Annotated in this window: 26 protein-coding genes and 1 pseudogene; 5 read left to right on the forward strand and 22 right to left on the reverse strand. The window is 66.8% G+C overall.

The window, feature by feature from the left end:
• Positions 1 to 4: 4 nt before the first annotated feature.
• Positions 5 to 451 (reverse strand): aquaporin, encoded by a 447-nt coding sequence (locus AB0B25_RS21540; protein ID WP_357182236.1) that lies wholly within the window; start codon positions 449 to 451, stop codon positions 5 to 7.
• 143 nt (positions 452 to 594) lie between these two features.
• Positions 595 to 1,704 carry a 23S rRNA (adenine(2503)-C(2))-methyltransferase RlmN gene (rlmN, locus tag AB0B25_RS21545; RefSeq protein WP_357182238.1) on the reverse strand — a complete coding sequence of 370 codons (1,110 nt, stop codon included), beginning with the start codon at positions 1,702 to 1,704 and terminating at the stop codon, positions 595 to 597.
• A gap of 124 nt (positions 1,705 to 1,828) precedes the next feature.
• Here rlmN and AB0B25_RS21550 point away from each other — a divergent pair, with 124 nt between their 5' ends.
• Positions 1,829 to 2,173: a lipopolysaccharide assembly protein LapA domain-containing protein gene (locus AB0B25_RS21550; protein ID WP_357182241.1), complete on the forward strand. Its 345-nt coding sequence runs from the start codon at positions 1,829 to 1,831 to the stop codon at positions 2,171 to 2,173.
• A 14-nt stretch (positions 2,174 to 2,187) separates the two neighbouring features.
• Here AB0B25_RS21550 and AB0B25_RS21555 read toward each other — a convergent pair whose 3' ends face one another.
• The 5 genes from AB0B25_RS21555 to rpsB all read right to left on the reverse strand — a co-directional run bounded on the left by AB0B25_RS21555 (position 2,188) and on the right by rpsB (position 6,664).
• On the reverse strand, positions 2,188 to 3,117 hold the full coding sequence (locus tag AB0B25_RS21555) for a phosphatidate cytidylyltransferase (RefSeq protein ID WP_357182332.1): 930 nt from the start codon (positions 3,115 to 3,117) through the stop codon (positions 2,188 to 2,190).
• Between the two features lie 260 nt (positions 3,118 to 3,377).
• Complete coding sequence (gene frr / locus AB0B25_RS21560; protein ID WP_357182244.1) at positions 3,378 to 3,935, reverse strand: ribosome recycling factor; 558 nt, start codon at positions 3,933 to 3,935, stop codon at positions 3,378 to 3,380.
• A 46-nt stretch (positions 3,936 to 3,981) separates the two neighbouring features.
• A complete protein-coding gene (pyrH, locus tag AB0B25_RS21565) occupies positions 3,982 to 4,710 on the reverse strand; it encodes a UMP kinase (protein WP_357067015.1) in 729 nt (242 codons plus the stop codon).
• A gap of 192 nt (positions 4,711 to 4,902) precedes the next feature.
• Positions 4,903 to 5,727, reverse strand: a complete 825-nt coding sequence (gene tsf / locus AB0B25_RS21570; protein WP_357182247.1) for a translation elongation factor Ts — start codon at positions 5,725 to 5,727, stop codon at positions 4,903 to 4,905.
• A gap of 97 nt (positions 5,728 to 5,824) precedes the next feature.
• Complete coding sequence (gene rpsB, locus AB0B25_RS21575) at positions 5,825 to 6,664, reverse strand: 30S ribosomal protein S2 (protein WP_357182250.1); 840 nt, start codon at positions 6,662 to 6,664, stop codon at positions 5,825 to 5,827.
• Positions 6,665 to 7,043: 379 nt separating this feature from the next.
• Here rpsB and AB0B25_RS21580 point away from each other — a divergent pair, with 379 nt between their 5' ends.
• The 3 genes from AB0B25_RS21580 (at position 7,044) to AB0B25_RS21590 (ending at position 8,680) form a co-directional block, all read left to right on the forward strand.
• A complete protein-coding gene (locus AB0B25_RS21580) occupies positions 7,044 to 7,340 on the forward strand; it encodes a hypothetical protein (RefSeq protein WP_357182252.1) in 297 nt (98 codons plus the stop codon).
• 14 nt (positions 7,341 to 7,354) lie between these two features.
• Positions 7,355 to 7,870, forward strand: a complete 516-nt coding sequence (locus AB0B25_RS21585) for a M23 family metallopeptidase (protein ID WP_357182335.1) — start codon at positions 7,355 to 7,357, stop codon at positions 7,868 to 7,870.
• 300 nt (positions 7,871 to 8,170) lie between these two features.
• The gene (locus AB0B25_RS21590) at positions 8,171 to 8,680 is read left to right on the forward strand and encodes a DUF1990 domain-containing protein (protein ID WP_357182255.1); all 510 of its coding nucleotides are present in this window, start codon (positions 8,171 to 8,173) and stop codon (positions 8,678 to 8,680) included.
• A 193-nt stretch (positions 8,681 to 8,873) separates the two neighbouring features.
• Here the strand turns inward: AB0B25_RS21590 and AB0B25_RS21595 are convergent, their stop codons facing one another.
• From AB0B25_RS21595 to AB0B25_RS21610, 4 genes are all read right to left on the reverse strand, one after another.
• On the reverse strand, positions 8,874 to 10,775 hold the full coding sequence (locus tag AB0B25_RS21595) for an alkyl sulfatase dimerization domain-containing protein (protein ID WP_357182258.1): 1,902 nt from the start codon (positions 10,773 to 10,775) through the stop codon (positions 8,874 to 8,876).
• A gap of 40 nt (positions 10,776 to 10,815) precedes the next feature.
• Positions 10,816 to 11,124, reverse strand: a complete 309-nt coding sequence (locus tag AB0B25_RS21600; protein ID WP_357182260.1) for a DUF202 domain-containing protein — start codon at positions 11,122 to 11,124, stop codon at positions 10,816 to 10,818.
• Positions 11,121 to 11,486 carry a DUF202 domain-containing protein gene (locus AB0B25_RS21605; protein ID WP_357182263.1) on the reverse strand — a complete coding sequence of 122 codons (366 nt, stop codon included), beginning with the start codon at positions 11,484 to 11,486 and terminating at the stop codon, positions 11,121 to 11,123. Before AB0B25_RS21605 ends, AB0B25_RS21600 begins: the two co-directional genes overlap by 4 nt.
• 523 nt (positions 11,487 to 12,009) lie before the next feature.
• Positions 12,010 to 12,723: a TetR/AcrR family transcriptional regulator gene (locus AB0B25_RS21610; protein WP_357182266.1), complete on the reverse strand. Its 714-nt coding sequence runs from the start codon at positions 12,721 to 12,723 to the stop codon at positions 12,010 to 12,012.
• Between the two features lie 54 nt (positions 12,724 to 12,777).
• Between AB0B25_RS21610 and AB0B25_RS21615 the strand changes: the two genes are divergently transcribed.
• On the forward strand, positions 12,778 to 14,241 hold the full coding sequence (locus AB0B25_RS21615; protein WP_357182269.1) for an MFS transporter: 1,464 nt from the start codon (positions 12,778 to 12,780) through the stop codon (positions 14,239 to 14,241).
• Between the two features lie 128 nt (positions 14,242 to 14,369).
• Here AB0B25_RS21615 and AB0B25_RS21620 read toward each other — a convergent pair whose 3' ends face one another.
• The 11 genes and pseudogenes from AB0B25_RS21620 to AB0B25_RS21670 all read right to left on the reverse strand — a co-directional run.
• Positions 14,370 to 15,293 (reverse strand): tyrosine recombinase XerC, encoded by a 924-nt coding sequence (locus AB0B25_RS21620; protein ID WP_357182272.1) that lies wholly within the window; start codon positions 15,291 to 15,293, stop codon positions 14,370 to 14,372.
• 52 nt (positions 15,294 to 15,345) lie between these two features.
• On the reverse strand, positions 15,346 to 16,569 hold the full coding sequence (gene dprA, locus AB0B25_RS21625) for a DNA-processing protein DprA (RefSeq protein WP_357182275.1): 1,224 nt from the start codon (positions 16,567 to 16,569) through the stop codon (positions 15,346 to 15,348).
• Positions 16,566 to 18,074, reverse strand: coding sequence for a YifB family Mg chelatase-like AAA ATPase (locus tag AB0B25_RS21630; RefSeq protein WP_357182278.1), 1,509 nt, complete (start codon positions 18,072 to 18,074; stop codon positions 16,566 to 16,568). Before AB0B25_RS21630 ends, dprA begins: the two co-directional genes overlap by 4 nt.
• On the reverse strand, positions 18,075 to 18,431 hold the full coding sequence (locus tag AB0B25_RS21635; protein WP_357182280.1) for a YraN family protein: 357 nt from the start codon (positions 18,429 to 18,431) through the stop codon (positions 18,075 to 18,077).
• Between the two features lie 96 nt (positions 18,432 to 18,527).
• Positions 18,528 to 18,833 carry a DUF2469 domain-containing protein gene (locus tag AB0B25_RS21640; RefSeq protein ID WP_011210678.1) on the reverse strand — a complete coding sequence of 102 codons (306 nt, stop codon included), beginning with the start codon at positions 18,831 to 18,833 and terminating at the stop codon, positions 18,528 to 18,530.
• Between the two features lie 43 nt (positions 18,834 to 18,876).
• Positions 18,877 to 19,662 carry a ribonuclease HII gene (locus AB0B25_RS21645; protein WP_357182338.1) on the reverse strand — a complete coding sequence of 262 codons (786 nt, stop codon included), beginning with the start codon at positions 19,660 to 19,662 and terminating at the stop codon, positions 18,877 to 18,879.
• A 48-nt stretch (positions 19,663 to 19,710) separates the two neighbouring features.
• Positions 19,711 to 20,493: a signal peptidase I gene (gene lepB / locus AB0B25_RS21650; protein WP_357182283.1), complete on the reverse strand. Its 783-nt coding sequence runs from the start codon at positions 20,491 to 20,493 to the stop codon at positions 19,711 to 19,713.
• A gap of 77 nt (positions 20,494 to 20,570) precedes the next feature.
• A complete protein-coding gene (gene rplS, locus AB0B25_RS21655) occupies positions 20,571 to 20,912 on the reverse strand; it encodes a 50S ribosomal protein L19 (protein ID WP_067514127.1) in 342 nt (113 codons plus the stop codon).
• Between the two features lie 377 nt (positions 20,913 to 21,289).
• Positions 21,290 to 22,243 (reverse strand): hypothetical protein, encoded by a 954-nt coding sequence (locus AB0B25_RS21660; RefSeq protein WP_357182285.1) that lies wholly within the window; start codon positions 22,241 to 22,243, stop codon positions 21,290 to 21,292.
• Between the two features lie 26 nt (positions 22,244 to 22,269).
• The gene (locus tag AB0B25_RS21665; RefSeq protein ID WP_357182287.1) at positions 22,270 to 24,735 is read right to left on the reverse strand and encodes a Tex family protein; all 2,466 of its coding nucleotides are present in this window, start codon (positions 24,733 to 24,735) and stop codon (positions 22,270 to 22,272) included.
• Positions 24,736 to 24,763: 28 nt separating this feature from the next.
• A pseudogene (locus tag AB0B25_RS21670) lies at positions 24,764 to 25,206 on the reverse strand (hypothetical protein); the annotation flags it as partial.
• Between the last annotated feature and the right edge of the window lie 215 nt (positions 25,207 to 25,421).

The following is a 25,421-nucleotide window of genomic DNA, read 5'->3' on the forward strand; positions in this document are numbered from 1 at the left end:
CCTGTCAGACGGTCGTTTCGACCGCGACGCGGTCCGCATGGACGGCGTCGACGCGGGTCAGGCGGGTCAACGCGTAGGCCGCCAGCGCGGCGGCGGCGAGGAATTCGGCGTCGAGATAGACCGGCGCCTGATGCCACGACACGTCTGCGCCCCACAGGTGGTGCACCACCCTCGGCCCCGACGTGCGTGCCGGATTGATCGACGCGCCGGTCGTCGGCGCCACCGGAATGATCGCAGCGAACACCACCCGGCCGATCACGACGCCCGCGAAACCCGGCGCCGCGGCTCGATGGATCACCAGCAGCACGGTCAGCACGAGGATGAAAGTACCCACGAACTCGGCGATGAACGCCTGTCCGGCAGCGACATTCTGTCCAGAGGCCGCAACACCGAGCCCGACCTCGCTCGCCCGATCACCCAACACACCGACGACGGCGAGCGATCCGAACACGGCGCCGGCCAATTGCGCGGCGAAATATCCGGGGATCTGCCGCCAGGGAACCGACAGGAGGCCGCGCGCGCGAGCGTCACCGCTGGGCTGATGTCACACCCGGTACAGAGCTGACGCGGACACCGACCTCGAACCCGGTGGAATCAGCCTTCGGCTGCCAGTTGACCGCAGGCGGCAGCGATTTCCTGGCCGCGGGTATCGCGCACGGTACACGGAACACCTTGGGCGTTGACGCGCCGAACGAATTCCCGCTCAACCGGTTTCGGGCTCGCGTCCCACTTGCTGCCCGGCGTCGGGTTCAACGGGATCACGTTGACATGGACGCGCGAGCCGAGGGCCTTGTGCAGTTTCCGGCCGAGCAGGTCGGCACGCCACGGCTGGTCGTTGATGTCGCGAATAAGGGCATACTCGATGGAGACGCGACGGCCGCTCTTGTCGGCGTAGTAGCGGGCGGCGTCGAGGACCTCGGCGACCGGCCACCGGTTGTTCACCGGGACCAGGGTGTCGCGCAATTCGTCATCCGGGGTGTGCAGAGATACCGCGAGAGTCACCGCGAGGTTCTCGTCGGCCAGCTTCCGGATGGCCGGCGCCAGGCCGACGGTCGAAACGACCACGTTGCGCTGGGAGATCCCGAGACCGTCCGGCGCGGGCTCGGTGATCCGGCGGACCGCCGCGACCACCCGCTTATAGTTGGCCAGCGGCTCACCCATGCCCATGAACACGATGTTGGACAGTCGGCCGGGGCCGCCCGCCACTTCGCCGTCACGCAGCGCGGCCGCCGCGGCACGCACCTGGTCGACGATCTCGGCGGTGGACAGGTTGCGGTTCAGCCCACCCTGTCCGGTCGCACAGAACGGACAGGCCATCCCGCAACCCGCCTGACTGGAGATACACAGCGTCGCACGGTCCGGGTAGCGCATGAGTACGCTTTCCAGCAGCGTGCCATCGCCTGCGCGCCACAACGTCTTGCGCGTCTCGCCGCGGTCACATGCCACGTGTTTGACCACGTCCAACAGCGGCGGGAACAGCGCCGCGGCGATCTTCTCCCGCACGGCGGCGGGCAGATCCGTCATCTGCTCCGGGTCGGCCTGCCACCGCGCGTAATACTGCCGGGCGATCTGATCGGCGCGGAACTTCGGCAGACCCAACTCTTCGACGGCCGCCCGCCTGCCCTCGGCATCGAGGTCGGCGAGATGCCGCGGCGGCATGCCACGGCGCGGAGCATCGAACACGAGGGGCAGGGAGACAGCCATAATTGCTTCATTCTTCCATCCGCGCGAACCACTCGCGCAGGCACCCGCGTCCGTGCGACCCGACCTACCCGGCTCATTGCGGGAAATGTGTGCGGGCGTGATAGCCGTCGACGATGATCGAGCCATGTCCACCTTTGGTGAAAACATGCCGGAGCCGGCCCCGGAACGGTCGCAGGACCAGCCCGGCACACCGCCGGTCACTCCTTCCACACCCCCGGCCCCGAAGTCGCTGTCCTCACGGACCGGATATACCTGGACCGGCCTGATCGCGGGCGCATTGATCCTGGTGATTCTGCTGATCTTCATCCTGCAGAACCTGGAGACGGTCGAGGTGAGCCTGTTCTTCTGGCATTTCTCGCTCCCGCTCGGCGTCGCGGTGTTGCTCTCGGTGATCGGCGGAGCGCTGGTGATGGCCTCGGTCGGCGGCATGCGGATCCTGCAGTTGCGCCGTGTCGCCAAGAAAGGCTGAGTCGGTCAGACGGCTCAGATCAGAATGGACAACACCAGCCAGGAGACGAAGGCCGAAGGAAGCATGGAGTCGAGGCGGTCCATGATGCCACCGTGGCCCGGCAGCAGAGTTCCCATGTCCTTGATACCGAGTTCGCGCTTGATCTGTGACTCGATGAGATCGCCGCAGGTGGCCACGAGAACGAGGCCGACACCGAGGATGACGCCGATCATCGAATTGGCGTCCAGCAGCAGCGTCACCGTGAGCAGACCGCCGATCACGCTGAAAACCAGCGACCCGCAAAATCCCTCCCACGACTTCTTCGGGCTGATCGAGGGCGCCATCGGATGCTTACCGAACAGCACACCCGCCACGTAACCGCCCACGTCGGAGCAGACCACCAGGATCATGAAAGTCAGCACCCGCAAGTTGCCGTTCGGTTCGAGCAGCAGCAGTGTCGCGAATGAGGCGAGCAGCGGGATCCAGGCCAGCGTGAAGACGGCAATTGCCGTGTCACGCAGAAAGTTTCGCGGTGCGGTGCGCATACCGTGGTCGAACAGACGCCACACCATAGAGATCAGTGTGGTGGCAGCGAAGGCGCCCATGACACCGCTGGCGCCGTACGGCCAACCGAGCCAGACCACCGCCTGACCGCCGAGGATGAGCGGAATTCGCGGGACGAGCACGTCGGCCTCACGCAGTCGCTTCGTGACCTCCCAGGTCGCCACGCCGACACTGACCGCCACGACACCGACGAACACCGTCGGCACGAACAACAGGATTGCGATCAGCAACAGCCCGAGACCGAAACCCACGGCCAACGCGGCAGGAAGATCGCGGCCCGCACGCGAACCGCTCGGCGCAGGAACAGGCTGATCGGGGTCCGCGGCGGCTAACGGCTCGCAACCGGAACTGCCAGAAGCATCATTCGCATGCTCCTGCCGCGCATCGGCTGTACCGTTCACCGGCGTCGGCTCCTCGGCCGCACCGGTCGCGGCGGCGTTCTCGGCCACGATTGTCCCGTCGCTCAACTCGTCGTTCCGTTCGTACCCCGCCCGGGCGGGCCCTCGGCTGTGCTCTCTCGGCGGCATTCGCGGATGCCCATCGTGGTTACCCTCCGGGCCCTACGCTCACGCCGCCGTGTTCTCTCGGCGGCATTCACGGCGCCCTCCGTAGTTACGCAAGCTACCGCCTCCGGGCCCCAGGCTCACGCCGCTGTGCCGCGTCAGACCTCGAGCAGTTCGTTTTCCTTGTGCTTGACCAGTTCGTCGATCTGGCCGACATACTTGCCGGTGGTCTTGTCGAGCTCCTTCTCGGCGCGCCCGACCTCGTCCTCACCTGCCTCGCCATCCTTCTGAATGCGCGACAGTTCGTCCATCGTCTTGCGGCGGACGTTGCGGATCGCGACCTTGGCGTCCTCCCCCTTACCCTTGGCCTGCTTGGCCAACTCACGGCGGCGCTCTTCGGTGAGTTGCGGCACCGAGATCCGAATGATGTCGCCGTTGTTGGTGGGGTTGACCCCGAGATCCGAATTACGGATCGCGGTCTCGATCGGGCCGAGCTGGCCCTGCTCGTATGGCTTGATCACGACCATGCGCGGCTCCGGCACCGTAATGCTGGATATCTGGGTGATCGGCGTGGGCGATCCGTAGTAGTCGACGACGATCCGAGAGAACATACCCGGATTCGCCCGACCGGTGCGAATGGTTCCGAGATCGTCCTTCGCCACCGAGACGGCCTTCTCCATCTTCTCTTCGGCGTCGAAGAGCGCTTCTTCAATCACGACCGTTTCCTCCACAGCGTCGTCATCCGCGGTCAGCGGGGGTGTGTCAGGACCGAACCAATGTGCCGATCTTCTCACCGGCGACCGCGCGGGCGATATTGCCCTTGGTCAACAAATTGAACACCAGAATCGGCATCTGGTTGTCCATACACAGGCTGAAGGCGGTCGCGTCCGCGACCTTGAGGTCGCGCTCGATGACCTCCTTGTGGGTGATCTCGGAGTACATGGTCGCGGTCTCATCGACTCGTGGGTCGGCGGTGAACACCCCGTCCACCGCTTTTGCCATCAGGACCACCTCCGCACCGATCTCCAGGGCACGCTGCGCGGCGGTGGTGTCGGTGGAGAAGTAGGGCATGCCCATGCCCGCACCGAAAATGACCACACGACCCTTCTCCAGGTGCCGCTTGGCGCGCAGCGGGAGATAGGGCTCGGCGACCTGCCCCATGGTGATCGCGGTCTGCACCCGGGTGTCGATGCCCTGTTTCTGCAGAAAGTCTTGCAGTGCAAGGCTGTTCATCACGGTACCGAGCATGCCCATGTAGTCCGAGCGTGCGCGCTCCATGCCGCGCTCCTCGAGTTCGGCGCCGCGGAAGAAGTTCCCGCCACCGATCACGACGGCCACCTGGACTCCGGTGGCGACGACCTCGGCGATCTGCTCGGCGACCGTCTGCACGACGTCCGGGTCGAGCCCGACCGTGCCGCCACCGAACATCTCACCACCCAGTTTGAGAAGCACCCGGCGATATCCTGGGCGATCGGTCCCCGGGTCCGTCATCGGTCTGAGTCTCCTTCAGCGGTGGAATGTCGTTCTTCCAGCAAGTGGCACTGCTGGCAGGCAGGTGTGGCATAGGTAACGCAGAGCGGCATCCATCCTGCCTTATCGGATTGGAGCCGCAGCAGAAGGCCCCCCGTCAACCGGCATTCGTTCGGTCGACGGGGGGCCTGCACACTGCACGGTACGGCGGTCTCAGTTCGCGCCGACCTCGAAGCGGGCGAAGCGGGTCACGGTGACGCCTGCCTCGTCCAACAGCGCCTTGACCGTCTTCTTCGAATCGGTGACCGACGACTGCTCCAGCAGCACGACGTCCTTGAAGAAGCCGTTGACGCGACCTTCGGTGATCTTGGGCAGCGCCGCCTCCGGCTTGCCCTCCTCGCGAGCGCTCTGCTCGGCGATCCGGCGCTCGTTCTCCACGACATCGGCCGGAACCTCGTCGCGGGTCACATACTTGGCCTTGAGCGCGGCGACCTGCATGGCGGCGGCGCGAGCGGCCTCGGCCGCGGCGTCGCCCTCACCGGTGTACTCGACCAGCACGCCGACGGCGGGCGGCAGATCCGACGCACGCTTGTGCAGGTAGGTGGCGACCGGGCCGTCCAGCGAGATCACGCGACGCAGCTCGAGCTTCTCGCCGATCTTGGCCGCGAGAGCCTGGACCGCCGCATCGACCGTCGTGCCACCCAGGTCCAGCGCCTTCAGAGCCTCCAAGTCGGCGGGCTTTGCCGCAGCCGCCGCCGCGACGACCTGCTCGGCCAACTGCTGGAACTCCGCGTTCTTCGCGACGAAGTCGGTCTCGGAGTTGATCTCGACCATGACGCCGTCCTTGGCGGCGACCAGGCCCTCGGCGGTGGTCCGCTCGGCACGTTTGCCGACGTCCTTCGCGCCCTTGATGCGCAACAGCTCTACGGCCTTGTCGAAATCACCGTCGGTCTCGGCCAGCGCATTCTTGCAATCCATCATGCCGGAGCCGGTCAGCTCCCGGAGCCGCTTCACATCGGCAGCGGTGTAGTTCGCCATCCTCGGCGAGCCTCCTTTGGAGAAGTGTGAGTACTGGGCAGCGGTGATCACGATCGCACTCGTTCGTGATCACCGCTGAAACAGCTGGTAAAAAGCCTCAGGCCTCGGCCGGTGTTTCGGCAGCGGTCTCGGCGGGAGCGGCGGCGTCCGCGTCGGCAGCCGGGGCGGCCTGCGCGAGCAGCTCCTGCTCCCATTCCGCCAGCGGCTCGCCTGCGCCCGCTTCCGGCTTCGCGTCGCCCGTGGCCAGACCCGCGCGGGCCTGCACGCCCTCGGCCACCGCGGAGGCGACGACCTTGGTCAGCAGGGCAGCGGAACGGATCGCGTCGTCGTTACCCGGGATCGGGTAATCGACCAGGTCGGGGTCGCAGTTGGTGTCCAGGATCGCGATAACCGGGATGTTCAGCTTGCGCGCCTCGCCGACGGCGATGTGCTCCTTGTTGGTGTCGACGACCCAGATGGCCGAGGGCACCTTCTGCATGTCGCGGATACCGCCGAGGGTGCGCTCCAGCTTGTTCATCTCACGCGTCAGCATGAGGATTTCCTTCTTGGTGCGGCCCTCGAAACCACCGGTCTGCTCCATGGCCTCGAGCTCCTTGAGGCGCTGCAGGCGCTTGTGCACGGTGGAGAAGTTGGTGAGCATGCCACCCAGCCAGCGCTGGTTCACGTAGGGCATGCCGACCCGAGTCGCCTCGGCCGCGATCGATTCCTGGGCCTGCTTCTTGGTGCCGACGAAGAGAACGGTGCCACCGTGGGCGACGGTCTCCTTGACGAACTCGTAGGCCTTGTCGATGTAGGTCAGCGTCTGCTGCAGGTCGATGATGTAGATGCCGTTGCGGTCGGTGAAGATGAACCGCTTCATCTTCGGGTTCCAGCGCCGGGTCTGGTGTCCGAAGTGCGCGCCGCTGTCGAGCAGCTGCTTCATGGTTACGACAGCCATAGCTCCCGTATCTCGCTTTCGTTGCCGGTTGACGCAGCGAATCGGTGATCCGCTGCCCTGGCGCCGCCGAATCGTCGGACCCGACCGCGAGGGTAGGGACCAGCCGACGATTCCCTGTTCCGAACACGCTGCCGCGAACCCGAGCTATATCGAGTTCGATTCGAACAGCGCCGTCACGAACAAGCACAGGTGGCGCGCGAAGTCGGTCTGTGCAGGCACAAACCGCTCCATCAGTCTACGGCGTGTAGACGCAGGGACTAAATCGGGCCGATCGGAAGGCTTTGACCAGGTGGAACAACGGATTTCCACAGACGAGAAGCTTATCCACAGCAGACCCATCAGGGTTCTGCCGACGCGTCGGCCGAACGAGAGTGGATCTGTGCACCCACTGCCGTCCACCCCGTCCACCACACTGCCGCTGACACCGACGCTGCTCATCCCCTTGTTGTTCGCCCTCGGCATCGTCTCGGCGCCACCGGTCGCCGCCGGGCACGAAATGACGCGAACGGAACGCGCGCTCGGGGCGTCCACGGGTTCCACTCGCCAGCCATTACTTGTCGACTTTCCTCGCACCACCGCGGCCCCGCCGACAATCCCGCGCTGTATCGCGGAGCCCCTATCCGTCGATACGGGCACGGGCTCATCGGCGCCGGACACCGCGCGCAGGCCCGAATGACGTCCACGACCGGCATGCTGACGCGTCGGCTTCTTCCCCCACTACTCGGGCTCGGCCTTGTCGCGGGCGTCACCGGGGCACCGATCGCGACGGCAGCGCCACACGGACGGTTCGACTGGCCACTACAACCGCGCCCTGCGGTTGTCCGTCGATTCGACAAGCCGGCACAGAACTGGTTGCCGGGGCATCGCGGGGTCGATCTGACCGGAACCGCGCGGCAACCGGTCCTCGCCGCCGGCGACGGATTCATCGTCTTCGCGGGAACAGTGGCCGACAAGCCGGTTATCTCCATCGATCACTCGGGTGGCCTGCGCACCACCTATGAACCGGTCCGCGCCGAAGTACCGGTCGGCAGGTGGGTCACACGCGGGACCAGGATCGGAACGCTGGAGTCCGGGCATCCAGGATGCGCGACGGCCTGCCTGCACTGGGGTGCACGCACCGAGGGCGGTGGACGGCGGCGCGAATATCTGGACCCGCTGGGACTTCTACACCGCACTCCCCTCCGGCTGAAACCGGTGGCGCCGTGACGCGTGGCAGCGACATCGCCGTTGCGACGATCCGGCTCGACCCTTCCGCGGCGCGGCAGACCCCGTGCGCGGCACGCCAGAGCACAGCCACGGAAATCGCGCGGCCGGCCCGTACCGCGCCGTGCGGTCCTGCGGCAACCGACCCAGCCGGCGCCGCTCCCACACCATGGGTCGAAGGTCGCACTCGCCGATTGCGCACACGCAGGCCAGCAGCGAATATCGCCGCCGGTGCGCAGTTCGAGCACGAGAGTGCAGGCGGTCGGTCGCACTCTTGTCCAGTGCGGCAGCGAAGATCGGTGCATGGAACAAACGCCCCCGTTCACCTACCCGGAGGTCGGCGCCACCCGAGGCGTACTACCAGAGGGATATCACCGGTTTCGACTCCGTCGCCCGATCGGGCAGGGCCGTGCACTGTTCGAGTACGCGGGAGCGGAGATCTTGGCCTACCGGATGCAAAAAGGCACCGGCATCTTTCGACACGCCGGTACTCCGACCGCCGAGCCGGGTAGCGCGGTGACGGTGCGGCTGGGCGTGGGCCCGCTCGGGATCACGGCGCCTTGCCGGGTGGTGTACGTACTCGACGAACCCGACCGACGCGGGTTCGCGTACGGCACCCTGCCCGGGCATCCGGAGATCGGCGAGGAACTGTTCGCCGTCGAATACGACCCCGCCGATGACACGGTGTACGGGCTGGTCACCGCGTTCGCGCGCAATGCGGCCTGGTACGCGCGACTCGGCGGCCCGGTGGTCGAACTCGTCCAGCGCTTCGTCGCGGGCAGGTACATCGCCGCTCTGCCGACCTCGGTCTGATCTCGGCAGCCGAGATCGACAACAGGGCGGTCAACGACTTCGCCTCGGCACGCAGACTCGCTGCGCGGTCGGGTGGCCGAGCATCTGGGGTTCCGCCGCGACCGAGAGCCACCCGGTCGAACGGTTTTCCGCGATGACACCGCCGGCGTCGTTCGGCGCACACCGCCTGATTCCGGCGAGGATCACCGGGCCGTCACGGCGTGACGATGGCGAAATCCGGGTCCGGTGCGTCGAAGACGCCGACCAACTCGACCAGCGTGCTGACATCGCCCTCGGCGGCGATGTCCCCCGCGGCGACGGCCACGCCGAAATCGTCGCCGGCCAACAGGACGCGGATCAAGGTGGCCTTGGTGAGCGTGAATGCGGCATCGGGTTCCGGAAGAGCCATGCTGTCGGTCACCTCGAAGTGGGTCAGGCGCCCGTTGCGAAGTTCGAGGCGGTGCGTACGGTTCTCGTCGCTGAGGATCCAGTCCACCAGCACACGCTGGTCCCATGCCTTGGGTCCGTCGACGCGCAACGCCATGGCATCGAAGATCTGCTCGACGGTCAGTACGGCGAGCATGGTCGGTGAATCGCTCTTCGTCGGGGTGCCGAACGAGCCGTAGCGCAATTCATAGGCGCCGCTGAGGTAGAAGTTGCGCCAGGTCGCGTTCTCGGCGCCATAGCCGAGCTGTTCGAAAGTGCTGGCCTGCAACTGCTTCGCCGCGACATTTCCGGGCTCGGCGAAGATCAGGTAGTTGAGCACCTGTGCCGCCCAACGGTAATCGCCCGCCTCGTAGGAGACCTGCGCCTTGCGCAACACCTCATCCCCCCCGCCCATGAATTCGACGTGTCGCCGTGCGGATTCGACCGGCGGATGCTCCCACAGGTGCGCCGGATTTCCGTCGAACCACCCCATGTAGCGCTGGTAGATGGCTTTCACGTTGTGACTGACCGAGCCGTAGTACCCCCGGGTGTGCCATGCGTTCGCGACGGCGGGCGGGAGCGTGAGCATTTCGGCGATCTCGGCGCCGACGTATCCCTGGTTCAGCAGCCGCAACGTTTGGTCGTTCAGGTAGCCGTACAGATCACGTTGCAGCGCAAGAAATTCCACCAGTCGCTCGGTGCCCCAGGTGGGCCAGTGGTGGGAAGCGAAGAGCACGTCCGAATCGCGGGCGAACAGGTTGATCGCCTCGGTCAGGTATTTCGCCCACACGTGCGGGTCTCGTACCAGAGCGCCGCGCAGTGTGAGCACATTGTGCAGGGTGTGGGTCGCGTTCTCCGCCATGCACAGCGCACGATGGTCGGGGAAGTAGAAGTTCATCTCCGCGGGCGCTTCGGTACCGGGCGTGAGCTGAAAGATCATCCGCACCCCGTCGACCGTCTCGGCCTGCCCGGTCGCGGTGACGTCGAGGGTGGGGGCGATCAACGTGACGGTACCGACCGACGTGGTCTGACCGAGCCCGGCGCCCACGGCCCCGAGCGGCCCCCGCGGCAGCACCGCGCCGTACATGTACCCTGCGCGGCGCGCCATCGCGGTGCCCGCATATATGTTCTCGGCCACCGCGTGTTCCAGGAACCCAGCGGGCGCCAGCACGGGACATAGACCGGCGGCGACGTCAGCGGTGGTGGTCACTCCGGTGGCGCCACCGAAATGATCTGCGTGCGAATGGGTGTAGACGAGGCCGGTCACCGGACGGTCGCCACGGTGCGCGCGGTAGAGCGCCAGACCGGCGGCCGCGGTCTCGGCCGAGATCAGTGGATCGATCACGACGACACCGGTTTCGCCCTCGACCAGCGTCATATTGGACAGGTCCAAACCGCGGATCTGATAGATCCCTTCGGCGACTCGGAACAGTCCCTGTTCGACCACGAGCCCGGACTGCCGCCACAGACCGGGATGGACCGAAGCCGGGCAGGGTGCACGCAGGAAGGCATACGAGTCGTTGTCCCACAACACCGTTCCGTCCGCGGAGGTGACCACCCCTGGCTCGAGCGCGGCGATGAACCCGCGCTCGACATCGGCCAGATCGGCATCGTCGGCGAACGGCAGTGCGGCGGCCGCACGCTGCTGCGCCGCGATGATGAAGTCACTCGGCTCGCTCGCTGTGCTCATTGTCGCCCTTCCTGTCGTGTCGACCAACCTTGTTGTGCCGTCAGGGAAGTGGATCGGTGAGACCGATCGCGACAGCTACTATCGCGATCGCGAACACTGCCATCGTTGTCGCGGCGACAATCGGATCGCCGTGGCCATCACGGCCCTCCTGCAGACGTCGATTGCGCATATAACATGTCCCGGCCAGCACCGCCGACGTGATCGCGGCGCACAGGGGCGCGATCGTGGCCGGCCGCCATCCGCCCACGGCGGCGTGGTCGAGAAACAGTACGCCGACGACCATCGCCGCCACGGCGGTCCGTCGCCACGCCAGCGCGGTGCGTTCAGCGGCCAGGCCAGGGCGGCTCATCGCAGCAGCACCGCAACGCAGGCCAGCAGCGACACCGCCGCGATCCCGGCGGACAGGATCGGCACCAGCACCGTGTCCGGCAGCGGACTTCCGCGCCGCATGGCCACGCCGACCTTGCGCCAATGCGTGTAGGCGCCGACCGCCACAACCATCGCGAGCATCACGCAGCTCAGCGCGATCGCACGCCGGAATCCGGCCATCCGGAACGGCTGAACCAGTGTGTGCACCGCGACACCACCGGCGAGCAGGCCCAGCGAGGTGCGCATCCAGGCCAGAAAAGTGCGCTCGTTCGCGAGGGTGAAGCGGTAGTCGACCGCCTCCTCCCCCTCTGCTGATTCGGCATCGGGATCAGGTAGCGTCACGCCGTCTCGACTCGGGCCGCCAGCCGGTTCGTCGACGCTCGAAGGCGTCGTCGCCCCCGGGCCCCGAACGTGGGCCGGTCCTGCTGCACGAAAACCGGCGCAGGCACCTGAACTGCGGCGGACGGCAAGACAGATCGGTAGCCAAAGAGAAGCTGTACCCTCCCTGTAGTCACGTTCGACAGCCGTCGAGAATAGGATGCGACCCCGGAAACATTCTGCGCCCTTCCCGTTGAATGTCCTTGTGAATCCCGGTCGCGACACCGATCTGCGACACAGCGTTGGTCGTCGAAGATCACGGGCACCTCTTCATCGCCGGCATGTTCCACTATTTTCAGCAAACAATCCGCTACATTAGCCTAACCGGGAGGTCGAGGCCCGTCCACGCATCTCGCGCGGCCGTGATCCGGCGGTGACGCCAGGTCCAGCGCGCAGCTGCGACCACGGTCGCGTCCTCGCAGGTCATGGCGAATCCGCGCAGGGATCGACACGACTGGACCGGCAAGCGACGCCTAGGCCAGCGTGGCTATCCGGATTCGGACATGTCGCGCAAACGGGCTTGCAGGCCGTCCATGACGCACAGCAAGCCGAAATCGAAGGCCAGCGCCCGCCCGACCTCCGGGTCGGTAGACGTGGTAGCCCGATAGTCCGCGAGCAATTCGGGATAGTCCCCGGCGAGCTCGTCCATCACCCGCAGCACGCCATCGGCGTCGATCTCGTCGGCGCTGTACGCCTTGGCCCAGGCGATCTCCGGAATCACCTGGCCGAGTACATAGCACAGCACCGTTGCGCTGGCCAGATAGATGTCCACCCTCCGGAAACCCGCCTCGACGAATGCGCGACGCAGGCGATCGCTCAGCCGCAGCGAGTTCGGCCCGACGCTGGGCAACTGCCCGACCAATGACGACATCCAGGGATGGGCACGGATCGTCGCGCGGAGGCTGTAGGCGAAAGTAGTCAGCAGTTCGCGCCAAGAAGCCTGTTCCGGCTCCGGAATCTGTACCATCCCCCAGAATTCGTCAAGTACCAGCTCGAGCAATTCGTCCTTGTTCGCGACGTACCAGTACAGGCTGGTCGCGCCCGCGCCGAGCTTCGCGCCCAACTTGCGCATACTCAGCGACTCCAATCCCTCGGCGTCGAGGATCTCGACGGCCGCGGCGATGATCTGCTCGCGGCGCAGCCCGGAGGCCTTGGGCTGACGAGGTTGCTTGGTCCATACCGACGCGAACTGCTTGGTCACATCACAATCCTAGCTTTCCTCGCACACTGTTCCATTTTCTCGTACGCTGTGCGAGTGAAATCGAACGTTGTACGAGACCCACGCCGATGGTGGATCCTAGGGGTCCTCTGCCTGTCCTTGCTGGTCCTGATGCTCGACGGCACCGTGTTGAATCTCGCTATCCCGTCGCTGATCCGGGAACTGGACGCCACCCCGTCGGATGTGCAGTGGATTCTGGACGCCTACGTGCTGGTATTCGCCGGGCTGCTCCTCACCGCAGGAAGTCTGTCCGACCGGTTCGGCAGACGACGCATGCTGATCACCGGACTCGCTGTGTTCGGAGTGTCGTCGCTGGCCGCGGTGCTGGCGACCGAGCCGTGGCAGGTCGTCGCCGCCCGCGCCGCGATGGGTGTCGGCGGGTCGCTGCTGATGCCCTCGACCCTGTCGATCCTGATGACCACCTTCGCCGAGGACGAACGGCGCACGGCGATGGCCGCGTGGTCGACCGTCTCGGTGGTAGGCATTGTCGCCGGACCGACGCTAGGCGGCTTTTTACTCCAGCACTATTGGTGGGGTTCGGTGTTCATGCTGAACATCCCGGTGGCGGCCCTCGCGATCGTGGCGGCCGTGGTGCTGATGCCGGAGACCACCGGTGAGCAGCGGCCCGTCGACGTCGTCGGGGTGGGGCTGTCCATCGTGACGCTGGGCGCGACGGTCTATGTGATCATCGAGCGGGAATGGAATGTCGGCATGATCGTGCTGGCGATTGGTGCTGCCCTCACGTTCGTCGTGTGGGAACGTCGATCGGAACATCCGATGCTGCCGTTGGCGGTGTTCGGCAACCGCGATTTCACCGGCACCTGCTTCACCTTGCTACTGATGGTCTTCGGTATGGGCGCGATCATGTTGATGCTCACCCAGTATCTACAGTTCGTGCTCGGCTACGAACCGATGAAGGCGGGCCTGGCGCTGCTGCCGTACGCCGTCGCGGCGGCAGTCTGCAATGGGCTCGGCGCCACGCTCGGCAAGACACTCAGCAATAAGATGCTCATCGTTTCCGGCCTGCTGGTCATGGGCGCCGCGTTCGCCATCCTCGCCCTGGGCAGTGGATATCTCTGGGTCCTGGTCAGCATGCTGGTCATGGGCATCGGCGGTGGCTTGGCCGGTCCAGCCGCGTATGCCGCCATCATGAGTGCTCTCCCGCTCGAACACGCCGGTGTCGGCTCCGCGATGAATGACACGCTGCAGCAGGTCGGGATGGCGATCAGCATCGCGATCCTCGGCAGTGCGCTGGCCGGTGTCTTCACCTCGAACATGCCCGCGGACGCACCCGACGCGGCCCGCGAGTCCATCGGCGCGGCCTTCCGACTCGGCTATGCCGAAGCCGCCGCGGACGCCTTCACCGCCGCGATGTCCACCGGTGCATGGATCAGCGCTGGTTTCAGCATCGCGGCTGCTCTGCTCGGCGCGGCACTGCTGCGCACCCGTCGTCCCGAACCGACCGAACAGACGGAAACCGCTGTGGTCACGAACGGGTGAGTCGGTCTCCGGCAGACCAGGGCCACCGGAACAACCACGTGCGCGACCGAGCAGTCGTCCACACGAGTCGATCGTTCGCGCGACGGTCTGGACAGTAAAGCCGATGTCGAATAGGGATATCGTTGCGCTCAGGCTCGGGGATGGGCTTGGTCGTGCACCTTCTTGAGGCGATCGATGGAGACGTGGGTGTAGAGCTGGGTGGTGGCCATGCTGGCATGGCCGAGGAGTTCCTGGACTACCCGCAGGTCGGCGCCGCCCTCGAGGAGGTGGGTCGCCGCGGTGTGACGCAAACCGTGCGGTCCCATCGCGGGAGCGCCGGGAATCGCCGAGACCACCTCGTGCACCACGGTTCTGGCCTGGCGTTGATCGAGACGCTTGCCGCGGCGGCCGAGTAGCAGCGCACGGCCGGACTCGGCCATGGCGAACGCGGGGCGCCCGTACTGGAGCCAGTTTCCGACAGCCTCGTCAGCAGGGAGGCCGAACGGCGCGGATCGCTCCTTATTGCCCTTGCCGAGCACACGGACCACGCGCCGCTCGCGGTCGACGTCATCGACGTCCAGCCCGCACAGCTCGCTGACCCGGATGCCGGTGGAATACAGCAGTTCGACGATCAACCGATCCCGCAGCGCCATCGGATCATGCTGGGCGGCACCGGATTTCGCCGCATCCATCGCGTCGACCGCCTGCTGTCGGCCCAATACGGCAGGGAGGATGCGATGGGCTTTCGGCGAGCCCAGTCGCAGGCCCGGATCGATGGACAACCGCCCGGTCGCGGTGAGCCATGCGGTGAATGTGCGCGCCGAGGAGGCCCGCCGCGCCATCGTTGTCCGTGCCGAGCCCGCCGCCACTTGCCGTGCCAGCCACGACCGCAGCAGCGACAAATCCAGCTCGCGAATCGCCGAGTCCGTCGACCGCGCGTACAAATGCCCCAATAGCGACCGCGCATCCCCCAGGTACGCCCGCGTGGTGTGCTTCGAACGATTCCGCCCGAGCTGCAAATGCCTGCCGTACTCCACCAGCAGCGCTTCCAGATCCTCTGGCAATTCCTCCATCCCCCCACCGTCCCGGTGTCCGTCCCGCTTGGCAAGCCACCGCACCGAGCAGTCAACTCCGGCGCGTCGTTCGGCGCCAGCCGCTGTTGTCGGCCGCCGCCAGACCTGCCAGTTCGAGAGCGGGAAGGGCGGCGCGGACTGCGGCGACGGGCAACGCGCAGTGCTGGGCCAGCTCGAGCGGCACCCGGGAGCCGACCTTGGGAAGGGCGGCGAAGACCATGGCCGCCTCGCCGGTCAGCTGATCTCCTGGGTTCTCCCCGGCGCCGGCGGCGCCGGGAACCGGCAATCGGAGCGGACCCGCTTCATCGACGACCTCCTCGGCGCGAGTGACCAGGAGTGCCTCGCCCTCGCGAATCATGCGGTGGCAGCCCACCGATGCGGCCGAGGTGATCGGGCCGGGAACTGCCAGCGCCGGACGACTGAGGCGGCGCGCCCATTTGACGGTATTGCGGGCGCCGCTGCGTAGGCCCGCCTCGACGACAAGCACGCCATCCGCAAGAGCCGCGATCAGGCGGTTCCGAGCGAGGAATTGATGCTTGTGTGCGGCGACTCCAGGCGGATATTCGCTGACCACCAGGCCGGATTCGGCGATATCGGACAGCAGCCGGTCGTGCTGGGCCGGATAGGGCCGGTCGATACCGCAGGCCAGCACGGCGATCGTCGAGCCATCGACCGCGAGCGCCGCCCGATGCGCCATGCTGTCGATCCCGAAAGCCGCACCGGACACGATGGTCCACCCTTGCGCAGCGAGATCACCCGCGATCTCCGCTGTCACCTGGTTGCCGTATCCGGTGCTGCACCGCGCACCCACCACCGCCAGAGCGCGTTCGCTGGATTCCACCAGCGTGCGTGGCCCGCGTGCCCACAGCACCAGCGGCACCGCGCCGTCCCGGTCCCGGCCCGGTTCCAGTTGCTCGAGGCCCAGCATGCGCCACGCCGGCCATTCCGGGTCGTCCGGCGTCACCACCCGACCGCCGAGACGGTCCATCGTCTCCAGATCCCGTGCCGCGAGGTCGATCTCACGCCGCCGCGCGGTCGGCGCCCGCAACAATTCGGGCAGCGCGCATTCCCGTACCGCGCGGGCAGCCTCGACTACCCCGACCGACTCGATCAACGCCGACAGCGGTGCGCACGGCCCCTGCACCACCCGCGACAGGTACACCCATGCCAGCCGCCGCGCATCTGCCACGTCGGAGACCGGACGGCTGCCCGGGTGATCCCAGACGGCCGCAGGGTCATCTGCCCCGCCTTTCCCCCGCGGCAGCATCGCGCTCACTGCACCCCTCGCTGCCGGAAGTTCAACGCCGCCAGCACATCCTGCACTGTGGGAAGTTCACCGCCGCGCAAGTCGCAGATGGTCCACGCGACTCGGATAGCGCGATCGGCGCCGCGCGCGGACATGCGACCCGACCGCAGCGCACCCTCGACGGGGGCGAGCGATTCCCGCGGTAGCCGGAAGCGCTGACGCAGGATATGGCCGGGGACTTCGGCATTGGTAACCCATGGGTATTCGCGCCAGCGCTCACGCGCGGCCCGCCGGGCGACTGCGACGCGATCGCGCACCACCTTGCTGCTCTCGACCAGGTCAGTGCTGAACGTGGCGCCGGTCTGCCCGTGCATCTGGACCCGGATATCGATCCGATCCATCAGCGGACCGGATAGTTTGCCGAGATAGCGGCGACGGGCGAGCGGCGCGCAGATGCAGTCGACATCGCGGGCCGGCGCACACGGGCACGGATTGGCGGCGAGGACTAGTTGGAACCGCGCCGGATAGCGCGCCACACCATCACGGCGGGCGATCCGTACCTCGCCTTCCTCCAGCGGTGTCCGCATCGCCTCCAGTACTTTCGTACCGATCTCGGCACATTCGTCGAGGAACAGCACGCCCCGGTGGGCCCGGCTCACCGCACCGGGGCGTGCGGTCCCCGATCCACCGCCGATCATCGCGGTGACCGACGTCGAGTGGTGCGGGGCGACGAACGGTGGCACGGTGATCAGCGGGTGCTCGCCGGAGAGCATTCCCGCCATCGAGTGGATGGCCGTCACCTCCAGCGCTTCGGGCTCCGTGAGCGGCGGCAGCAGGCCGGGAAGACGTTGCGCCAGCATGGTTTTCCCGATGCCGGGCGGGCCGGTCAACAGCAGGTGGTGTCCACCCGCCGCAGCCACCTCCAGCGCCCAGCGCGCTTCGTCCTGCCCCACTACGTCGCTGAGATCGCCGCCATGGTGAACGATGTCGGGCGGTGCGCCATCCGGTTCGGCGAGCGCCGCTTCGCCGCGCAGCCAGGCCACCACCGCACGCAGACTGCTCGCCCCCAGGACCGCGATGCCGTCGACCAGTCCGGCCTCGGCCATGGCCGCCTCTGGTACCACGACGGCCGACCAGCCGGCCCGTCGCGCCGCGATCACGGCGGGCAGGATTCCACGCACCCGCCGCACCCGCCCATCCAACGCGAGTTCCCCGAACAGCACCGTCGTCGCAGACCGTTCGGAGGGCACGGCGCCGGACGCATCGAGCACGGCGACCGCCAGGGCCAAGTCGTACACGCTGCCGAGCTTCGGCAAGGTCGCGGGAGACAGCGCGAGGATCACCCGGCCATCCGGCCATTTCTCCCCCGAGTTCGCCACCGCGGACCGGACCCGGTCACGAGATTCCTGGAGGGCGGTGTCCGGCAAACCCACCAGGTGCACGGAGGGCAGCCCCTGCCCGATATCGGCCTCGATCTCGACCAGCACGCCGTCGACGCCGGTCACCGCGACCGAATGCGCCCGACCGAGCGCCATTCAGAACACCGCCTCGAGGTGGTCGATGACCGGCCGCTGCCCACGCGCCACCAGCACCGACACCACGTCGAATCGGATGCGCCGCCAAGGACCGTCCTGCTCGGCCAGCCAGAGCAGCGCGAGCCGTCGGATGCGCTGTTGCTTGGTGAAGGTGACCGACTCGGCCGGGATACCGTAGCCGAGCCCCGAACGGGTCTTGACCTCGACGAACGCGGTCACATCCCGATCGCGGGCGATCAGATCGAGCTCGCCGTAGCGGCACCGCCAATTCCTGGCGACGATCTCCATCCCCGCAGCGCACAGAAACTGCGCCGCCAACTCTTCCCCGTGCGCGCCGAGCGCCTGTTTATCCGTCACCCGGCCAGACTGCGCCGGGACACCATCAGGTCAACGAAGCCCACCTGGGAGAACACAAAACCTGTTGATAACCGGCAGCCTGTGCAGAATTACCGCTCACTCCGGCAGCCGCAGGTCCGGCTTCTCCAATTCCTCGATGTTGACGTCCTTGAAGGTGATGACTCGGACATGCTTCACGAAGCGAGCCGGTCGATACATGTCCCACACCCACGCATCGCTCATCCGCACCTCGAAGTACACCTCGCCGTCCGCGTTCTGCGGCCGTAGCTCTACGGAGTTGGCCAGGTAGAAACGGCGCTCGGTCTCCACCACGTACGAAAACTGACCGACGATGTCCTTGTACTCGCGATACAGCGACAGTTCCATCTCGGTTTCGTACTTCTCGAGGTCCTCGGCACTCATCGGGTGGGACGTCCTCCTTCTCGCCGCACTGCGTGTGCTGACATCATCGCGCATGAGCGGCATCGGTAGCCACTCGACTATCCGTACCCCCGCTCCGGGAGTCCTCGAACAACGCTTCATCGAGGCCGCCTGCCAGCACCGCGTCGGCATCATCGGCAGCCGCCGCGACCGGACGCAACCCCGCGACCTCGCGGACGTTGCGCCACGACCGGCGATGCTCGCTGCACGGACCGAGGCGCCGGAGCGCGGCCGTGTGTTCGGGCGTGTTGTAGCCCTTGTGCACCGCGAAACCGTAGCCGGGCACCCGCTCGTCCAGCTCGACCATCATCCGGTCCCTGGTGACCTTCGCCAGGATGCTGGCCGCCGCGATACAGGACGCGGTCGCGTCGCCGCCGATCACCGGCAGCGAGGGCACCGGGATGCCGGGCACCCGGAACCCGTCGGTGAGCACGTACCCCGGCTGTCTACCGAGCCCCGCGACGGCACGGCGCATGCCCTCGATGTTGGCGACGTGGATGCCGATCGAGTCGATCTCCCAGGCCGGTATGACGACGACCTGGTAGGCCAGCGCCAGCCGCGTGATAACCGGGTACAGCTCCTCGCGAGCGGCCTCGGTGAGCTTCTTGGAGTCGTCGAGACCCGCCAGCTTGTCGGATGCCTTCGGGGCGAGCAGGCAGGCGGCCACCACCAGCGGCCCCGCGCACGGACCACGGCCCGCTTCGTCGACCCCGGCGACCGGCCCGAGACCGCTGCGGATCAATGCCGCCTCGAGCGTGCGCAGACCACCGGACCTGCGCATGACGACGCGCGGCGGCCACCCGTTGGCTATCGGCACTCGAACCTGCCCCACGATCCAATTATGCTGCGTGCCGCCCGTTCAATTCGTCTGGGGATTCTGCGTGCGCACCGGTCCGATCCGGGCGGGCGGCCAAATCTTGAATACCGCCTTGCCGCGGACGTTGTCCACCGGGACGGTGCCCTGCAACTCATCGGTGACGTGGGCGCGGGAGTCGGCAGACTGGTTGCGGTTGTCGCCCATCACCCACAAATGTCCCTCGGGTACCTTCACCGGCTTGAACTCGCGTCCGCCGCTGGGACCGTAGGGCTGGCCGGGCACATAGGGATACAGATAGCGGGCATACGGCTCGTCCAACGGTTTGCCGTCCACCAGGACCCGCCCCTGCGCGTCACAGCACTGGACGGTCTGGCCTCCCACCGCGACGACGCGCTTGACCAGATCGTTCTCATCCGGTGGCACCAGGCCGAAGAACGAGAAGAAATTCTGCACGCCGCGGATGGCCGGGTTCTTCGAGCGGTTCGACTTGTAGAGGGTGTTCCACGACGGCGGGCCGACGAACACGACCACGTCGCCCGGCTCGGGCTCACCCCAGTAGTAGCTCAGCTTCTCCACGTAGATGCGGTCACCGGTGCATCCCGCGCACCCGTGCAGCGTGGTTTCCATCGACTCCGACGGAATCACGTACGGTCTGCCGACAAACGTGACCATCAGCGCGGCGATCACCGCGGCGATCACGATGAGGATCGGCAACTCCTGCCAGAACGGACGTTGTTTCTTCTTCGCCCGCCGTTTCCCGCGGCCAACCCTAGACCCCTCGTCGCCCGATTCGGACACCGATACCGACCCACTTTCGTCTGCCACGCGGAACAGATTAGCCCGGCATCCGGACTGACGTCCGATGCCGGGCCAACGAGATCTGTTGTGCCGGAAAAGCTAGCTCAGCGCTTTTCCTTGATCTTGGCGGCCTTGCCGCGCAGTTCACGCAGGTAGTACAGCTTGGCACGGCGAACGTCACCGCGGGTCACGACATCGATGTGGTCGATGTTCGGGCTGTGCACCGGGAAGGTACGCTCCACGCCGACACCGAACGACACCTTGCGGACCGTGAAGGTCTCGCGGATGCCACCGCCCTGGCGGCGGATCACGACGCCCTTGAAGACCTGGATGCGCTCCTTCGAGCCCTCGATGACTTTCACGTGCACATTGAGCGTGTCGCCCGGCCGAAAGTCGGGGACGTCGCTGCGCAGCGACTTCTCGTCGACGAAGTCAAGGGTGTTCATTTCCATCCTTCTGGTTCGCGCGAACAGAGGACCCTGGCGGCACTGGGAGTGCTCGACCGGTTCATGCTCCGATTAAGGGGGTGCGCCGGGTCGATGATCGCCCAGGGCAACCTGAGCATTGTGCCAGATCCGTCGGCGGCGAAAAAAATCGGCCCGACACAGATCGCCAACAGCCGCGATCGGCGCGGTGATCATATCGAACTCACCGTGGACAAACAGCCTGCCGTATCTTCCGAGCCCGATGCGCCAGATCCCGGCGGCATATTCACCGGGCGATCACGTTCACCTGGCAACCGCGGTCGGTGCGGGCAGCGATCTGGGGGCGCGGTGTCGATCGGTCTACGGGCCCACGCGTGAAGACACCCCGGTCGTTCCCCCTACGGAGCCGGTTCGCGATGCTGCTCAGCCGGTTCGCGATGCGGTTCACCGGAAACCGAGTTCTGCTCAGAAGACTCGGACGACAGATCCGACGTGCTGTGGTCGGTGTGCCAGAACAGATGAGGGCGATGTGGGGGCGGTGGCGCGGGCACCACGCTGCGGGTGAGTTCCGCTTCCGCGGCCGTACGCACGTGTTCGACGTCCGGTTTTCCCGCGACCAGATCCTGCACGAAGATCTTGGCGCGGATCACCGGGCGGCGATAGCGACGTTCGCGCACGATGGACCGGTACCTCAGGCGTCTGCGGTCGGCGTAGCGCCAGCGCGCCCACGGCGCGCCGGGCCGGCTCAGCCGCAGCGCGCCGACGAACAGCAGCGGCAGGAAAAACATGCCGAACAGACCGGTCCAGATCTTGCCCTTGGCGATGACGATGGCCGCCAACGCGAGGTTGACCACCGCGAACACGACGACGAACAACCTGACCTCGGTGCTGGTATCGCGCCGGAAGTCGTTGATATCCAGCAACCACAACGGGTGGAAACCCAGCAGCAGCAACCCGGTCACCGCGAGCGCGACGAATACCGCGTCCACCGAGGTGCGCCCCTGCTTCTCCCAGTACACGTCGCGCAAGTAGAAGATCAGCGCGAACTCGTCGAGAACCAGTGCGGCGCCGACACCGAATGCGGCGGCCAGCGCGCCGGCCGTCGCCGCGCTCGCGCTCTCGAGCACCGTGACCATACCGACACCGGACGCCAGCACCAGGACCACCCCGAACACCATGTGGTGGATATGGGTGTCACCCGCCCGCAGGTTGCCCGGCCACCAACGCACCCGCGCGCGGATCAGCCGCACGCTGAGGCGGATGAACAGGAAGCCGACGATGAACCCGAGGAGGAAGCACAGCAGGGGCAATCGTCCCTGTGCGATCACGTCCTCCTGGAGCCACCGTCGCACCGTCCTACTCCCTCCCGTTCACCGGACTATTGACCGAATCCTGCCCTGCGCAACGCGTCCGCCATCGCACCACTGGGCGCGGGCGCGCTGCGACGCTGATTGCCGTCACGCCGTTGTCCCTGGGTGCGACCTTGGCCCTGCTGCTTGTTCTCACCATTGTGCCGCTGCCTCGGTTCGCCGCCGCCGGATCGGCCACCTTGACCACGTTGACGGTTGTCGCCGCCCTTCGCCGGTGCGCCGGGTTCGTCGTCCAGGCGCAGCGACAGACCGATTCGCTGCCGCGCGACATCGACCTCGAGCACCTTCACCTTGACCACATCGCCGGACTTGACCACCTCGCGCGGGTCCTTGACGAAGTTGTGCGACATGGCCGAAACGTGTACGAGGCCATCCTGGTGGACACCGATGTCGACGAACGCGCCGAACGCGGCCACGTTCGTGACGACCCCCTCGAGCACCATGCCCGGCTCGAGGTCGGCGACCTTCTCCACACCCGCGGCGAACTCGGCGGTTTTGAATTCCGGGCGCGGGTCGCGGCCCGGCTTCTCCAGTTCGGCGATGATGTCGGTGACGGTGGGCACACCGAAGCGGTCGTCGGTGAATTCGTCGGCGCGCAGCGAGCGCAGCGCGGTGGTGTTGCCGATGAGTTCCGCGACGCCGCGGCCGGTCGACTCGAGGATGCGCCGGACCACCGGGTACGCCTCGGGGTGCACCGCGGACGTGTCCAGCGGGTCGTCGCCGCCGCGGATACGCAGGAAGCCCGCGCACTGTTCGAACGCCTTCGGACCGAGCCGGGGCACATCGAGCAGAGCTGTCCTGCTGCGGAACGGACCGTGCTGATCCCGATGCGCCACAATGCTTTCCGCCACCGATCCGGCGATGCCGGATACTCGCGACAGTAGCGGCACCGACGCGGTGTTCACGTCGACACCGACCGCGTTCACCGCGTCCTCGACCACGGCGCCCAACGAGCGGGCCAGCAGGGTCTCGGACACGTCGTGCTGGTACTGGCCGACGCCGATCGACTTCGGGTCGATCTTCACCAGTTCTGCCAGCGGATCCTGCAGCCGCCGTGCGATGGACACCGCGCCACGGAGCGACACATCCATGTCGGGCAATTCCTGTGAGGCGTAAGCGGAGGCGGAGTACACCGAGGCGCCCGCTTCGGATACTACGATCTTGGTGGGCTTGCGCTCCGGAATGCGGGAGATCAGCTCGGCGGCAAGGGCATCCGTCTCCCGCGAGGCGGTACCGTTGCCGATGGCGATGAGTTCGACGCCGAACCGGGCGACCAGCGCGCCGAGCACCGCGAGCGACTTCTCGGTCTGCCCCTGCGGCTTGTGCGGATAGATCACCTCGGTGGCGACCGCCTTCCCGGTGGCATCCACCACCGCGACCTTCACTCCGGTGCGGTAGCCGGGATCCAGGCCCATGGTCGTGCGAGTACCCGCGGGCGCCGCGAGCAGCAGATCGCGCAGATTCGCGGCGAACACGTCGACCGCGTCCTTCTCCGCCGCCTGGCGCAGCCGCATCCGGGTGTCGATGCCCAGGCTCACTTGAAGTTTCGTGCGCCACGCCCAGCGGATCGTGTCCAGCAGCCAAGAGTCGGCGGGACGGCCCCGGTCGGCGATGTCGAACCGAACCGCGATACGACCCTCGTAGATCGTGCGCTCACCCGGCTCCGGCTCCTCGACGTCCGGCGCGAGCTGCAGGGAGAGCACCTCCTCCTTCTCACCGCGCAGCAGGGCGAGGATGCGGTGCGATGGCAGCTTGGTGAACGGCTCGCCGAACTCGAAGTAATCCGCGAACTTCGCGCCGGCCTCCTCCTTGCCCGCCCGCACCGTCGAGCTGACCTGACCGCGGTTCCACATCAACTCGCGCAGTTCGCCGACCAGGTCGGCGTCCTCGGCGATTCGCTCGACCAGGATCGCGCGCGCGCCGTCGAGCTGTTCGGCGGTGTACCGCGCCGGATCGGTGGTCGGGTCACCGATCAGAGCATCGGCGACGGGCTCGTGACCCGCCTCGCGCGCGATCTGCGCTTTGGTACGCCGCTTCGGCTTGTACGGCAAGTAGATGTCCTCGAGCCGGGCCTTGGTCTCGGCGAGCATGATCTGCTGGTGCAGCGCGTCGTCCAGTTTGCCCTGGCCGCGAATCGACTCGAGGATCGTGGCCCTGCGCTCGTCGAGTTCACGCAGGTAGTGCAGGCGCTCATCGAGCAGGCGCAGCTGCGCGTCGTCGAGACCGTCGGTGACCTCCTTGCGGTACCGCGCGATGAACGGCACGGTCGAGCCCGCATCGAGCAGCTCGACAGCGGCGCGCACCTGGGTCTCGCGCACCGCGAGTTCCTCGGCGATGCGACGGTTCACACCGACGCTGCTCGCGCTGTCGAAGCGAGGGGTCGCGGGAGGGAGCTGGGTCGGGTCGGACTCTGCACTGGCGGTCTCGGGCGCTGTCGTCACGTCCCGAGACACTACCGTCGCCGCCCGACACATGACTCGTGCCCGGGCGAACCGGCCCACATCAGCTGTCGCCCGGTCCGAGCAGTTGCACTGGATATTTCCCGCATCCCGTCCGTGCGGTGACGGTCATCGGGAATTCCACGAGCACGTGGACGTAGCGCGGGATCTCGACGTGCGCCAACTCGCCGGTGGAACGCGCCCACTTCAGCCGCGTCCACCGGCGGGTCGCGCCCGCGCACCTGGACAGGCCATCAGCTCCGCACTGTAGTTCAAGTCAGGCACACCGATCACCTGGTCGTCCAGGATGTCGGGGTGGACGTAGCGGAACTCCTCGATCGCGCACGGGCAGATGGTCTCGCCGCCGCGGATGACTACGTCCTTGATCCCGCCGGTAATCGCCAGGTAACCCTCCTCGCCCATCGCGCCGATGTCGCCGGTGTGCATCCAGCGGGCGTCATCGCTGGCCGAAGCGGTCTTGTCCACGTAGTTCCAGGAGAATCGCAGCCTCGGTGAACAAGCGCGGGCACCAGCAGCGGGTCAGGGCGGTCAACAACAGCTATCGGCAGGTGGCATCGCCGTCGTCTCGGTTGTCGACCAGGGCCATGATCGGCCCGGTACTCGATGCTCGGCGGTCGTCGCGATTGTCGTCGGAATCGACGTCGACACACCCGGTACACCCCGGGATCAGATCGCTGAATTATGAGGATTCGCGTTGCGGT

The sequence above is a fragment of the Nocardia sp. NPDC049190 genome, from assembly GCF_040648115.1.
In the GTDB taxonomy this organism is placed as follows: domain Bacteria; phylum Actinomycetota; class Actinomycetes; order Mycobacteriales; family Mycobacteriaceae; genus Nocardia.

What these genes read in the sequence shown, in the direction of transcription:
- tsf (WP_357182247.1), bottom strand. Translation starts at nt 5,727, where the DNA reads ATGGCGAACTACACCGCTGCCGATGTGAAGCGGCTCCGGGAGCTGACC.
- rlmN (WP_357182238.1), bottom strand. Translation starts at nt 1,704, where the DNA reads ATGGCTGTCTCCCTGCCCCTCGTGTTCGATGCTCCGCGCCGTGGCATG.
- AB0B25_RS21630 (WP_357182278.1), bottom strand. Translation starts at nt 18,074, where the DNA reads ATGGCGCTCGGTCGGGCGCATTCGGTCGCGGTGACCGGCGTCGACGGC.
- AB0B25_RS21590 (WP_357182255.1), top strand. Translation starts at nt 8,171, where the DNA reads ATGGAACAAACGCCCCCGTTCACCTACCCGGAGGTCGGCGCCACCCGA.
- AB0B25_RS21665 (WP_357182287.1), bottom strand. Translation starts at nt 24,735, where the DNA reads ATGTGTCGGGCGGCGACGGTAGTGTCTCGGGACGTGACGACAGCGCCC.
- AB0B25_RS21585 (WP_357182335.1), top strand. Translation starts at nt 7,355, where the DNA reads ATGCTGACGCGTCGGCTTCTTCCCCCACTACTCGGGCTCGGCCTTGTC.
- AB0B25_RS21595 (WP_357182258.1), bottom strand. Translation starts at nt 10,775, where the DNA reads ATGAGCACAGCGAGCGAGCCGAGTGACTTCATCATCGCGGCGCAGCAG.
- AB0B25_RS21640 (WP_011210678.1), bottom strand. Translation starts at nt 18,833, where the DNA reads ATGAGTGCCGAGGACCTCGAGAAGTACGAAACCGAGATGGAACTGTCG.
- AB0B25_RS21600 (WP_357182260.1), bottom strand. Translation starts at nt 11,124, where the DNA reads ATGAGCCGCCCTGGCCTGGCCGCTGAACGCACCGCGCTGGCGTGGCGA.
- AB0B25_RS21620 (WP_357182272.1), bottom strand. Translation starts at nt 15,293, where the DNA reads ATGGAGGAATTGCCAGAGGATCTGGAAGCGCTGCTGGTGGAGTACGGC.
- pyrH (WP_357067015.1), bottom strand. Translation starts at nt 4,710, where the DNA reads ATGACGGACCCGGGGACCGATCGCCCAGGATATCGCCGGGTGCTTCTC.
- AB0B25_RS21550 (WP_357182241.1), top strand. Translation starts at nt 1,829, where the DNA reads ATGTCCACCTTTGGTGAAAACATGCCGGAGCCGGCCCCGGAACGGTCG.
- rplS (WP_067514127.1), bottom strand. Translation starts at nt 20,912, where the DNA reads ATGAACACCCTTGACTTCGTCGACGAGAAGTCGCTGCGCAGCGACGTC.
- rpsB (WP_357182250.1), bottom strand. Translation starts at nt 6,664, where the DNA reads ATGGCTGTCGTAACCATGAAGCAGCTGCTCGACAGCGGCGCGCACTTC.